General features: G+C 41.6%; 13 protein-coding genes and 2 pseudogenes. 8 read left to right on the top strand and 7 right to left on the bottom strand.

The window, feature by feature from the left end:
• Nucleotides 1-201 precede the first annotated feature (201 nt).
• Nucleotides 202-534 (top strand): HopJ type III effector protein, encoded by a 333-nt coding sequence (locus tag FTU92_RS01400; protein ID WP_136144551.1) that lies wholly within the window; start codon nucleotides 202-204, stop codon nucleotides 532-534.
• 149 nt (nucleotides 535-683) lie between these two features.
• Here FTU92_RS01400 and FTU92_RS01405 read toward each other — a convergent pair whose 3' ends face one another.
• Together FTU92_RS01405 and FTU92_RS01410 are read right to left on the bottom strand one after the other, a co-directional pair.
• A complete protein-coding gene (locus tag FTU92_RS01405; protein ID WP_180095351.1) occupies nucleotides 684-1094 on the bottom strand; it encodes a protease inhibitor I42 family protein in 411 nt (136 codons plus the stop codon).
• A gap of 9 nt (nucleotides 1095-1103) precedes the next feature.
• Nucleotides 1104-1670: a hypothetical protein gene (locus tag FTU92_RS01410; protein WP_179991508.1), complete on the bottom strand. Its 567-nt coding sequence runs from the start codon at nucleotides 1668-1670 to the stop codon at nucleotides 1104-1106.
• Between the two features lie 171 nt (nucleotides 1671-1841).
• Between FTU92_RS01410 and FTU92_RS01415 the strand changes: the two are divergent.
• Nucleotides 1842-2468: pseudogene (locus FTU92_RS01415) on the top strand (class I SAM-dependent methyltransferase).
• On the opposite strand, the gene FTU92_RS01420 reads toward FTU92_RS01415, so the two are convergent.
• Complete coding sequence (locus FTU92_RS01420) at nucleotides 2465-2938, bottom strand: Holliday junction resolvase-like protein (RefSeq protein WP_004974557.1); 474 nt, start codon at nucleotides 2936-2938, stop codon at nucleotides 2465-2467. The pseudogene FTU92_RS01415 and the gene FTU92_RS01420 overlap by 4 nt on opposite strands.
• A 115-nt stretch (nucleotides 2939-3053) precedes the next feature.
• Here FTU92_RS01420 and FTU92_RS01425 point away from each other — a divergent pair, with 115 nt between their 5' ends.
• The 4 genes from FTU92_RS01425 to FTU92_RS01440 all read left to right on the top strand — a co-directional run bounded on the left by FTU92_RS01425 (nucleotide 3054) and on the right by FTU92_RS01440 (nucleotide 6289).
• Nucleotides 3054-3698 (top strand): ParA family protein, encoded by a 645-nt coding sequence (locus FTU92_RS01425; protein ID WP_004974554.1) that lies wholly within the window; start codon nucleotides 3054-3056, stop codon nucleotides 3696-3698.
• Nucleotides 3699-3806: 108 nt separating this feature from the next.
• Nucleotides 3807-4946 carry an AI-2E family transporter gene (locus FTU92_RS01430; protein ID WP_131260611.1) on the top strand — a complete coding sequence of 380 codons (1140 nt, stop codon included), beginning with the start codon at nucleotides 3807-3809 and terminating at the stop codon, nucleotides 4944-4946.
• 163 nt (nucleotides 4947-5109) lie between these two features.
• The gene (gene sodC / locus FTU92_RS01435; RefSeq protein ID WP_154320285.1) at nucleotides 5110-5652 is read left to right on the top strand and encodes a superoxide dismutase family protein; all 543 of its coding nucleotides are present in this window, start codon (nucleotides 5110-5112) and stop codon (nucleotides 5650-5652) included.
• A 340-nt stretch (nucleotides 5653-5992) separates the two neighbouring features.
• Nucleotides 5993-6289 carry a DUF3817 domain-containing protein gene (locus FTU92_RS01440; RefSeq protein WP_004974548.1) on the top strand — a complete coding sequence of 99 codons (297 nt, stop codon included), beginning with the start codon at nucleotides 5993-5995 and terminating at the stop codon, nucleotides 6287-6289.
• A 123-nt stretch (nucleotides 6290-6412) separates the two neighbouring features.
• Here the strand turns inward: FTU92_RS01440 and FTU92_RS01445 are convergent, their stop codons facing one another.
• The 4 genes and pseudogenes from FTU92_RS01445 to FTU92_RS01460 all read right to left on the bottom strand — a co-directional run bounded on the left by FTU92_RS01445 (nucleotide 6413) and on the right by FTU92_RS01460 (nucleotide 10051).
• On the bottom strand, nucleotides 6413-7642 hold the full coding sequence (locus FTU92_RS01445) for an MFS transporter (protein ID WP_178319399.1): 1230 nt from the start codon (nucleotides 7640-7642) through the stop codon (nucleotides 6413-6415).
• A 181-nt stretch (nucleotides 7643-7823) separates the two neighbouring features.
• A pseudogene (locus FTU92_RS01450) lies at nucleotides 7824-7933 on the bottom strand (pirin family protein); the annotation flags it as partial.
• A gap of 138 nt (nucleotides 7934-8071) precedes the next feature.
• Nucleotides 8072-8443, bottom strand: a complete 372-nt coding sequence (locus tag FTU92_RS01455) for a hypothetical protein (protein ID WP_004974545.1) — start codon at nucleotides 8441-8443, stop codon at nucleotides 8072-8074.
• A gap of 198 nt (nucleotides 8444-8641) precedes the next feature.
• Entirely contained in the window at nucleotides 8642-10051 is a 1410-nt protein-coding gene (locus FTU92_RS01460; RefSeq protein ID WP_004974544.1) for an FAD-binding oxidoreductase, read from the bottom strand.
• 341 nt (nucleotides 10052-10392) lie between these two features.
• On the opposite strand from FTU92_RS01460, the gene serA reads away from it, so the two are divergent.
• Both serA and FTU92_RS01470 read left to right on the top strand, forming a co-directional pair.
• The gene (gene serA / locus FTU92_RS01465; RefSeq protein WP_180095354.1) at nucleotides 10393-11625 is read left to right on the top strand and encodes a phosphoglycerate dehydrogenase; all 1233 of its coding nucleotides are present in this window, start codon (nucleotides 10393-10395) and stop codon (nucleotides 11623-11625) included.
• Between the two features lie 160 nt (nucleotides 11626-11785).
• A complete protein-coding gene (locus tag FTU92_RS01470) occupies nucleotides 11786-12664 on the top strand; it encodes a DMT family transporter (RefSeq protein ID WP_004974539.1) in 879 nt (292 codons plus the stop codon).
• Nucleotides 12665-12675 lie beyond the last annotated feature (11 nt).

Genomic DNA, 12675 nt, shown 5'->3' on the forward strand with positions numbered 1-12675 from the left:
TATTTCTCACAGCCATAATTTTTAGTCACATGTGATCTCTCTCTATATTTCAAGATATTCTTGCCCGAAGCATCCATATCTTTGCTCAGATTTTACATCTTCCTAAATCACATAAGTTAAATACACGAAAAAGTTTTCCACTCAAAACCAAATTGCGCTAGTCTGCATATTATTTCAATTTAGGCACATGTGGAGGATGTCATGGCAAAAGAATTATTGGCTCAAGTTGAGGCAGGCAGTGCAACATTTGCCGATGTGATTGCATTCATTGAAGCACACTATAACCACACCCCAACCGCATTTAAAAATGGACAACAAAACAATGCGGCCACTGAAAATCAGGGCAGCGCCAAAGTGTTTTCTTTTGCTCAGTTAAAAGGTTTAGATCAGGCACAAACCCTCAGTTTGTTTGCAGAACACTATGCCTCGGTACGTGCAAACCCGACAAGCAGTGACCACCAAAATATTCGCCAGTTTATGCAACATGGTTGGGATGGCATCCAATTTGAAGGACAAGCACTCAGCGCCAAATAATTTTTAGTATTTTAGTTTTAAATTTAGATAGGAAAGCCGTGCGATACTGATTATAAACAGCCTCACACGGCTTTTTATTTTAAGAAAATTATAGATTTTTTGCTGCTAAATCTCACAACAATTCAAGCTGTTTAGCATAATCAAACATATCAAGAAATACGCACCCGACATTGCCATTCTTGTATTGCGGTTTTTTCCCATGCACGGGCATGTTTCACGTGGAGCAATTCCTGACCAGCCTTGACTGCCTGAAAATAAAATATTTTTTGTCCACCTTGCCCTACTTGAGCAGAAGATGAAGCTTCAGCAGTATGATAAATACTTTCTACATCAAATAGCTTCAGTGACTCTACCAAACTCCATTGATAGCCTGTACTTGGGTTTTCATTCAGTTGTAATTCTAAAGTTTGTCCGACATCCATCTCTAACAATGCGGGACATTGCTGCTGCGCTGTAAATTTAAAAGTTTGCCCATCAATGCTTGAATTCATACCTGTGCATGCGCTTAAGCCCAATGCCACAACACATCCACTCAAACTCATGCGCAAATAGCAATTCATCACCCTGTCCTAACTTTTAACCTTTTCAATCCACTGAATCGAACTAACGCGAAATACTTCACAAGCACCATCCCCCGTATCGGTTGGTGTGAGAGATGATGTCCAAACCAAGTCCTGATCTTTCACCTCAACCAACTCACCTTTTAAACGCACCAAATCACCACGTTTTACTTTTTGAATGTCTTTGGCAATTTTTGGGTTGGCAGGAATGATATGCATATTAGACACCATTTGCATGGCTTGTTCTGCAGGCACAGGTAAACGGTCTATTTTCCAGTTTAAATAGCGGTCATATTGATTGACGGTAATATGACGGGCAATTTCAGGCTCAGCAAATAAACCCCAACTCACCGCATAATCAATCGGAGAAAATTTGGCTTGGGCATCATCCTGATAGGTTTTTGAACCCAAAATTCGAAAATCACCCTTAAAAGGTTGCAACACTTCAATCGACTGACCTTTCACGACAGGAGGCAAGCCTTTGGCAATATTACGCTCGACCGCAGCATAGACGGAACATGGCAAAGCCAGAGTCAGTAACAATGCCGTGAGTTTTAGCGAAATATGCGTGTTCATCTTAAAATCTGCCTATTAAATTCATCTATCTATATTTATCTTAATCACAGATCATGAATACAATAGTTGAAATTGGTAACAAAATGCAGTCATTGGCTCATTCTGACATGGCAAAAACCCTGTAATTTCAGCTAAGCTTATCGGCATAAAAATCAATAATTAGATCTGCACATGCTCTATAAATTTTATCAAAAACATATTTTCCCGCACTTGCTGAATCAGGTCATGCAAACTCCATCCTTAATGGATTTACGACGTGAGCTTTTATTTGGCGTATCGGGCGAAGTTTTGGAAATTGGCTTTGGCACAGGTTTAAATTTACCTTTTTATCAAAGTGTAGATACCGTGTATGCCTTAGAACCCAATGCAGCAGTTTTCAAATTGGCGCAGCAATGAATTGATGCAGCACCGTTCGTGGTTGAGCAGATTACCGCAAGTGCAGAACAACTGCCTTTTGTAAATGATCAATTGCAGCATGTGGTGTCCACGTGGACCTTGTGCAGTATTCCAGACCTAGAACAAAGCCTGCGAGAGATTTATCGCGTCTTGCAACCAGGCGGTACTTTGCACCTCGTAGAACACGTTTTAAATCGACAAAATTTGAATGTTCAGCGTTTACAACATCTGCTCACACCAATTCAAAAGAAAGTTGCAGATGGCTGTCACTTAAACCGTGACATTGAAATTGCCCTACTGGAAACTGGTTTTGAGTTGGGTGAAATCCAATATGTTGATGCTGCAGATATCCCCAGTCTTGCACAGCGCATGTTATTGGCGCGAGTACATAAACCTCTTTAATCACAATCCTCAAAATCAATCCGAATGGTTTCAAAACGCAGTCTGCCCTGCTGAATGGCCTGCGCAATTGCTTGCTGACCTTTGGTCAAACGTGCGCCACCACTTTTAATATCAATTAGGACGATTGCAATATCTTCGGCATGCCCATTGCCATCCCGATAATCGGTATAGCCATCAAACACGATATAATCAACAGGATCACCTAAAAATTTGGCATCGCTCGGTAAATACTGAAATTCAGGCATAATCGGTGCTAATTGCTCTGCCATTTTGCCTTTCAGTACCGCACGACTGGTATTTACACTGCGCTTTTGTGCCTGCAATAATGCCTGCTGATGTGACAGTTCAATTTCTGCAATATATTGTTCATACTCGGCTTTAATCCGTCCATTGCGGCTATTGCTTAAAATTAAGGTGGTCAGCACCACGCCTATACAGGCACCAATCAGCATCGCCATCCAGATTGACATAAAACCTTCCTAAACCTTTTTTGCAGAACTCGATACGACTTTTGTCAACTGTCATATTCCGAGCACAAAACAATGATATGCTAGGGATGAGCAGATTAAAATCGATTCGAGGGTCATGAAAACTATATTAATTGCCAACCAAAAAGGTGGCTGTGGAAAAACCATTACGGCTATTAGTTTAGCATCTGCGCTTGCACAAAAAGGCTATAAAGTTGCTTTGGCGGATGCCGACAATCAAAAATCTGCGCTGCAATGGTTAAAACAACGACCAGAAACAGCCGCTCCAATTCAAAGTTTAGATTGGCGTCATGAAAAGTCGATTGGCGATGCACCCAAAAACATTGAATATTTAATTATTGATGCACCTGGTGCGTTATCGGGTGAGCATGCCGAGCAGCTGATTAGCGAAGCACATGCCATTATCACACCTCTACAGCCTTCATTTTTTGACATTGACTCCACCCGTCGCTTCTTAAAACACTTACAAGACATTAAGCGGATTCGTAAAGGCAAAGTCCAAATTTTGCTGTTGGCCAATCGGGTCAAACCCAACTCTGCCAGCTCTAAAGATATTCAGGATTTTTTCCAGAAAATCGAGCAACAGCCTGTGGCATGGATTTCAGAACGTGCAGCCTATGGACAATTGGCAATGCAAGGTTTAAGTATTTTTGATAAAACCCAAAAAACTTATCTGCAAATGCAAGATCAATGGCAGCCTGTACTGAATGCCATTGTAGATGACCCTGCTCAATGGTTTTAAAGCCTAGAATCGCCACCGTTTAGAACTTATTCACCAGAACTTACCAAGCTCTCGTTTTCGGGAGCTTTTTTTTCAGTTAATATGGCACATGACCTTAGGAATGTTTCAGTGAATTCAGTGCAACAGTACGCGCCAACATTACAAAAAATTTTATTGTTTGGACTGTTTTTTGTCCTGATCTTTTTGGGTTTTCACATACTCAAATATTTTATTGTTCCTGTTGTTTGGGCAGCAATCATTGCCTATATGAGCTGGCCACTATATCAGTCGGTGCTACGTTTATGCGGTCATCGTCCTACGCTTAGCGCAGCCTTAATGATGCTGATGGTCACGTTGGTGGTCGGCATTCCACTCACTTTTGCCATTTTTATCCTGCAACATGAAGGTCGCAACTTATATTACGAATTACAAAAACAGGTCTTTTCCGGACACTTAAATGTCCCTGATTTCATTCGCAATTTACCTATTATTGGTAAAGAAGTCACCCGCACCCTTAAAGAAATTAATCACGATCCGAACAGCATTGTGCAATCCATTTCCTTATGGATTCAAGGGCATTTGAATTACGGTAAAGTGGTGATTAATGAAGTCAGCAAAAACCTGATCAAACTGGGTTTTGCCCTGCTGTCATTATTCTTTTTCTACCGCGATGGTCACACCATCTTGCATCAAGTCAGCAAAGCGCTAGAAATGGTGATTGGGCCACGTATTCATCACTATTTAGATACTATTTCTGAAACCACACGTGCTGTGGTTTATGGCGTTGGACTCACTGCAATTGCGCAGGCTTTACTCGCAGGCGTGAGCTATTTTGTCGCTGGGGTACCTAACCCAATGGTGCTAACCATTGTGACTTTCTTATTTGCCTTAATTCCGTTTGGCCCACCTTTAGCTTATGGTTCGGTTTCGCTGTGGTTATTTAGCCAAGGGCATACGATGGAAGCGATTGGCGTGATGGCATGGGGCGTATGTGTGGTCAGCACTGCCGATAACGTGATTCGTCCTTTGGTGATTTCAGGTGCAACTCAAATTCCATTCCTGTTAATCATGTTTGGAGTTTTAGGTGGAATTGCCAGTTTTGGTCTAATTGGTCTATTTATTGGCCCTGTGATTTTGGCCGTGTTACTGGCCATTTGGCGTGAATGGTTGCATGAAAACAACCAGCCCGAAGCTTTAATGTTGCCCAAAGCCACGCTTGCGCATGATCTCCCTGAAGACGATTCATCATCCAATTCAAAGCTTGATTAAGCTGTTTTACTGATCATATTGCTCACATGGCTGTGTTGATCTGAATAAATCAGCTCAACACAGTACATACATACTACTACGCAAACGTTGTATTGTAACGGAGCTAACTTTGCTTCAATCAAGACATCCCTAAATATTATGCACAACAAACAGGATGTCTTTTATGCGCTCAATACTCAAATTTGCCAGTCTTGCTGCTTTTAGCAGCCTAGTACTTATGGGTTGCAGCACCACCGCAACCACACAAGAAAAATCAAAATTAGTGAAAATGCATGCTGTTTCAGCACAAGGTATTGGCAAAGAATTAGGTACAGTCGAACTGCGTGACAGTGCAGCAGGCTTAGTCATTCACACCCAACTCCAACAACTCCCTGCAGGGGAACGAGGTTTTCATATCCATGAAAAAGGTTCATGTGCAGCAGCAGAAAAAGATGGAAAAATGGTTGCTGCTTTAGCAGCGGGCGGACATTTTAATCCCAAAAATATCCCGAATCATGGTACACCGCTTACAGGACATTTAGGGGACTTACCGGCTTTAAGTGTTGCAAACGACGGAACAGCCAAAGTGACCGTGATTGCACCCCGTTTAACATTGGCACAAGTTGAAGGATTGGCCTTGATGATTCATGCAGGCGGTGATAACTATGCCGACCATCCAAAACCATTGGGCGGCGGCGGTGAGCGAATTGCCTGTGGGATTATTTAAGCTAGCATGATGCATTTTCAATAAAACATTTATTACCAATTGTGGATAAGTTAAGGGTTATACACATGCCTTTCGACTTATCCGCAAAAAGTAAAATTTATCTTTTTGAGGATTATTCTCAAACGACGCTCAATGCAGGTCTTCTTGCTTTATATCGGTCGTCTTTCATAACCACACTTACTCGTTTTTGAATAACTTGCTACTAATTTGCAAAAAATTAGCTCAATTTTGCAGCCATCGTATCTAGCTCATCAATGTGCAGAGCTCCCAACAGCTCGTCTTTGCGATTGTCACTATTTGCGCTACACTGCTGTTTTATCGACATGAAAAAGATTTGGGCATGAACATTAAAACATTACGTTGGGTTGGGTTCCTAGAAGGTATTTCATTCTTATTGTTGTTATTTATTGCTATGCCCATGAAATATATGTTCGATAACCCAATTTTAGTGAAATATGTAGGTATGGGACACGGCGTATTGTTTATCGCATTTTTAGTGGTGCTTTTTGTGGTTTGTGAAAAACAAAAATGGTCTCTTAAAATGTTTATTTTGGGCTTAATTGCTTCAATTTTACCTTTTGGCCCATTTGTTTTTGATGCTAAATTGAAAAAGATGGAACAACCAGTACAAGCTTAATCTGCAAGTCCTTTTCAGCTTTCATCATATTACACATTTTCTCAACTTTAATTTATAAATCAAATGTTTGCAAGGTGATGCCACATCACCTTGTTTTATGATGCAGCTGAAAAATTTAACCCCTTAAAACTGCCCTGCAGCAACTCGCTCCTGCATCACCTGTTTAAGCATCATGCGTGGCAAACTAAACCAGAGCGTTATCAGCACCAAACAAGCCAAACTATACGCCCAAATATCAAACCGCATATATAAAACACGCACCAGTTCAATCACAATAAAAAAGCACAGCATCAATATCATTGAAACACTAGCAGCAACAGTACCTTTAGACACTTCCGATGACATTAAGGCGAAACGGTATAAGACTGAGAAGCTCATTCCCTCACCAAAACTAATCAAGCTCATACCAATCACCAAACACCAAACAAAATAGCTTTGCCAAATTGCCCCCAATACGATCAGCACACTACCCAACAACATTAAAGGTAAACCAATCAAGACTGTTTTTCCTAAAGGTAAACGGTCAATGACTTTCATCAGTACCAGATTGCCTAAAATCAAACCACCCAAAACAGGAAACTGCGCCAAACCGTATTGCAGACTACTAAAGCCTAACTCTTCCACCAACATCACAGGAGATAACGCAATCCACAACATTAAAGGCATGCTCAATAAGGGCAGCGCCAATGTCAAACCTAAGAATCTGGTATTTTGAAAAACTTGTTTAAAATCATCCCATACATCTCGAAATGGAGGTTTGGGAATACGCTGCTGATTTTCAGGCATTTTGGCTTTCAGTCCAAACCAACTCAAAAATGCCAACAGTGCTATGCCGATAAAACCCCAATGCCAAGAAACATGCTCAATCATAAATGCACCTAAGACTGGGCCGAGCAAGGGAGCAAGTAAAGAGACGTTCGCCATGAGCGCCATGACTTTAATTGCATCACGTTCTGCAAAGTTTTCCTGAATAGCCGCATAACCGACTGCACTAATGACTGACAAACCAAAACCTTGAAAAAAACGAAGAACAAGGAAGCTTTCAATGTTCTGAGTCAATAAAATCAATAAACAGGTTAGGGTAAAAAATGCCACGCCGCCCAATAATACTTTTTTGCGTCCCAAACGGTCAGAGAGTGGCCCCAATAACCACGCCACACAAGCACCCCCCAGCAAATAAAATGACATGGACGAAGCTGCCCATGCACTACTGACACCAAAATCTTGTGTGATGGCCAACATTGCGGGTTGAACCAAGTCATTGCCAATATAAACCGCGAACTCAAACAAGACCAAAGCCAAGGGAAACATGAGTGTGGCACGTTGAATGGTATTTTTTTGCTGCTGTGGCATGAGTTATAAAGGACAAAACGATGCAAGTCAGCCGCGTTTAGCCCATAAAAATAGAAAATTGAGCTGCAGTTTAACAGAGTTGAATGGCAAATTTATGGCGCATTTTTTAAGTCCGTTAAATAAATTGCGGCACTTGATGTGACATCAGACCAAGTTAGGCATCACCTCCTTCAGCGGGTTAAGGCGATACGGTATTGCCCAATTCATAATATGAAAATACCGAAAGTACAGGATAAAACTACCCACGGCAATGAGGCGATCATTACAGTGTAGAAATGCTAGCGTTTTGATGGACATGCTGCGCTCACACGTTTTTGAATCGAATGAAGTCATCCTAAATAAAAGCTGTGGATAACACGAGTATTATCCACAGACGCTTTGTTGCATTTTTAGAACATCATGCAAGATTTACCTAAGCCCTACAGCAATTTAAGGACATTTTTTGCTTTGGAAAGTCTTGGTATTTTTACCACGTGCGCATAAGTAAGCGGTTTGCACATCACCCTGCTGCCATTGTCCATTAATATTTTTAAAGTGATAAATACTACGAATTGAACGTACCGAATCATCCATTAAGCCTGTTTCGGTAATTTTTACTTCTGCCGCAGTTGGTGCTTCGACACGGTTAAAGTATTGACGAATTTCAACGGTAGCCAATTCTTTACGCAAATCTGGACGTTGTTTGAGTACCTGCGCCAAAGGTGTTTCTGCAGGCGTAACTTGTGAAATAATATTCTGTGTAGTCGCACAGCCTGACAATAACGCAACACCCAATGCGGAAACCGTGATTAAACGCAACATAACTCCTCCAAAATGTTGATTATTATTTATGCTTCTATGATGCCCTGTTAGCGCAAAAACGCTAGCATAGAAATGTAAAATTAAAACGAAAGCATAAAAAACGCATCTCAAGGATGCGTTTTTCAATTCACTACAATTAATTTGCTACATCTCATTCACGAAAATCTGACCACGCGAATAAATGAAAGGCGCAATGAATTACAAATCAAATAATTTGCCTGGATTCATAATGCCTTGAGGATCAAACACTTTTTTCAGCGCTTTCATATATTCAATTTCTTCAGCCGAACGTGAATATTCCAAATATGGTTTTTTGGTCATGCCTACACCGTGTTCTGCAGAAATAGAACCATCATATTTCTTCACAGTATCAAATACATACTTATTTACCACCTGACATTTGGCAAAGAATTCGTCTTTGCTTAAATCGGCAGGTTTAAGAATGTTCAGGTGCAAGTTACCATCACCAATATGGCCGAACCAGCAAATTTCAAAGTCAGGATAGTTTTCTGCCACAATTGCATCAATTTCCTGAATAAATGCAGGAACATGAGTAATCAATACTGAAATATCGTTTTTATATGGAATAAACGGTGCAATCGACTCAGAAATGTCTTCACGCAAACGCCATAAACTTTCAACTTGGTCTAGGCTTTGGCTCAATACGCCATCCATCACCCAGCCTTGTTCCATACAGTGTTCAAAAATTTCCATCGCCTTGTCCATAATTGGCTCAAATGGCGCTTCAAATTCAAGTAACACGTAGAATGGACATTGGGTTTCAAATGGACGTTGCACATGACCATGATCCAAGACTTTTTGCATCGCCAATTCACCAAAGAATTCAAATGCAGTCAGATCAATTTTAGCTTGGAAAGCATGTAATACAGGCATCACCGAATTAAAATCAGGTACGCCCAACACCATCACTTGCAAATCTTGCGGTTGGCGTTCTAGCTTAATTTCAGCTTCGGTCACTAAGCCAAGTGTGCCTTCACCGCCAATAAATAAATGTTGCAGCGCATAACCTGTTGCGTTTTTGATCATGCCTTTGTTCAGACGCAGGATATCTCCTTTGCCTGTTACCACAGTCAGACCCAACACCCAGTTACGGGTCATGCCGTATTTAATGACTTTAATACCGCCCGCATTGGTACCAATATTACCGCCAATTTGTGAAGAACCTGAAGATGCAAAATCGACTGGATAATACATGCCTTGTTCTTCGGCATAGTTTTGTAGTTGCTCAGTCACCACACCCGCTTGCACACGTACCATACGGTCTGCAGGGAAAAATTCCAAGATTTGGTTCATCTTGTCCATGCTGACGACAATTTCACCATTGGCTGCCACCGCACCCGCAGATAAACCTGTACGTCCGCCCGATGGAGTAATGGCCACATTAAACTGATTCGCCAGTTTTACAATGGCTTGTACTTGCTCTGTGCTTGATGGGAAAACGATGACCGATGGGTTCGGATCAAAATGCTTTGTATGGTCACGACCCCAGTTTTGGAGGCTATCGGCATCCGTTTTAATACGGTTTTCACCGACTATTGCCGTTAATTGGGTCAATAACTCAGGGGTTAAAGCGACTGGAGCATTCATCGTTTGCAGACCTAGCAAGAATTAAACAGGAAGAAAAGCGACTGTCTGCATATCTTGATCAATTTGAAGATACTGCAGACTAAATATGTGCATCAAAGCAACAGCGTGGGTTGGCTTTCATGTGTGCCGCTTATTATAAGCGATTTTTTTGAAAAACCTGTGAATATTGGCAATTCCGATAATATAACGTGGTAAGAACAGGGTAATTTTGGGCAATATTTCTGAAAGAGATTATATCTGACAAAAAATACCTGCACTCTTGGTCATAAAGGAAATGTATATTGACCCATCTCCTATGTTATCATACCGCCACTAAATTTGGCCTTTGTAGCGGAGCCGTAATGAGCCAACATCTTTCACTACCTAAAGATAAAATTCGTTTCTTGTTGTTAGAAGGCGTACACCAGAACGCAATCGACGTGTTAAATGCAGCGGGTTATACCAACATCGATTATCGTAAAACAGCGCTTGAGGGCGATGCGTTAAAAGAAGCGATTAAAGATGCGCATTTCATCGGAATTCGTTCACGTACACAGCTAACTGAAGAAGTTTTTGAAGCTGCGAACAAACTAATTGCGGTAGGTTGTTTCTGTATTGGTACAAACCAAGTGAACTTAACTGCAGCAATGGGACGTGGTATTCCAGTTTTCAATGCCCCTTATTCAAACACCCGTTCGGTTGCAGAATTGGTATTGGCTGAAGCAATTTTATTGCTACGTCGCGTACCTGAAAAATCAACCGATACACATGCAGGTGGCTGGAACAAGTCTGCTGTAGGTTCATTTGAAACACGTGGTAAAACTTTAGGTATCGTGGGTTACGGTTCAATCGGTTCTCAACTTTCAGTATTGGCTGAAAGCTTGGGTATGCAGGTCATTTATTATGATGCTGTGACCAAGTTACCGTTAGGTAATGCACGTCAAGTTGGCTCTATGGGCGAATTATTGGCAAATGCTGACGTGGTTTCTTTACACGTTCCAGATGTACCCTCTACCCGCAATTTCATGGCAAAAGAACAATTTGCACAAATGAAAGAAGGCGCAATTTTCATTAACGCGGCACGTGGTACTTGTGTGGTGATTGAAGATTTGGCAGATGCCATCAAGTCTGGTCATATTGCAGGTGCTGCAGTTGACGTGTTCCCGAAAGAACCAAAAGCCAATGGTGAAGAATTTGTTTCCCCACTACGTAACCTACCAAACGTGATTTTAACACCGCACGTGGGTGGTTCGACCATGGAAGCGCAAGCGAACATTGGTTTAGAAGTGGCAGAGAAATTTGTTGCATATTCAGATAAAGGTATGACTTTGTCTGCAGTGAACTTCCCTGAAATTGCACTGCCATTGACTGAAGGCAAGCACCGTTTATTGCATATTCACCAAAACATTCCAGGTGTATTGTCTAAAATCAACAACTTGTTTGCTGAACACGGCATCAACATCTCTGGTCAGTCACTTATGACCAAAGGTGATGTCGGTTATTTAGTGATGGATGTTGATGCGACTGCATCTAAAGAAGCACTAGATACTTTACACGAAGTTGAAGGCACAATTCGCGTACGTGTCTTGTTCTAAGACCACACGCTGATGCTACAAAAAACCACAGTCTTAGTACTGTGGTTTTTTATGTCTGATCTATGGGCATGAATTTGAGTTGCCACAGCTCTGTATTTTTAAACTTGCTATAATCTGCCTGACTTTCTCATTTTCACACTGTTGAGTATTTTTCTGCCCCATGCCAAACGCCCAACTCACTGCGGTGTTGTTCATGGTTTTATCCATGATCTCCTATCAAATCAGTGCTTCTTTTGCCAAACAATTGTTTCAGGTGCTTGACCCGCTTACTGTGACGATTTTGCGACTGTGCTTTGCCAGTGTAATTGTGGCAATCATGTTTCGCTCATGGCAAATTCTGTCACGGCTCGCACACTTAAAATGGCGTGACTTATTGTGCTATAGCGCCGCCTTGGGCTTAATGAATATTCTGTTTTATCTGTCGCTGGGCAAATTGCCACAAGGTATTGCGGTGGGTTTAGAGTTTGTCGGGCCTTTGGGGCTGGCTTTATTGTCCATTCAAAACCGTAAAGATTATGTCTGGGTATTGTTGGCAATTTTAGGCATTATTCTTATGGTGCCTTGGGGGCAAGCGCAAGGTGATCATTTTAGTCTGTTTGGTGCAGCATGTGCCTTAGGTGCAGGATTGTGCTGGGCTTTTTATATTTATTTTGGGCAAAAAGTGGTGCAACAAAATATTGGCATGCACGCGCTGACCATCGCCATCAGTATTTCGGCTTTGGCTTTGATTCCATTCGGACTGTATAATAATGCCCCCGCACTGTTTGAAACCCAGTATTGGGGCAAGGCGCTTGCCATTGCAGTGCTTGCCACGGCCATTCCTTATGCGCTGGATTTACAGGCCTTAAAACAACTCAGCAAAATGAGTTATGGCACACTTTCCAGTTTATCGCCTGCTTTGGCTGCACTGACAGGCTTGGTATTGTTGGGTGAGAAAATTACTTCACTGCAATGGCTCGCCTTATGCTGCATTATGTTAGCTTCGGTGGGCGTTACTTTTAGAGCAGTAAAAAAATCCAAACAGCCGCAGAATGTTTAAATCAGAAAAAT

It is taken from the genome of Acinetobacter sp. YH12205 (assembly GCF_013418125.1).
Taxonomy (GTDB): domain Bacteria; phylum Pseudomonadota; class Gammaproteobacteria; order Pseudomonadales; family Moraxellaceae; genus Acinetobacter; species Acinetobacter towneri.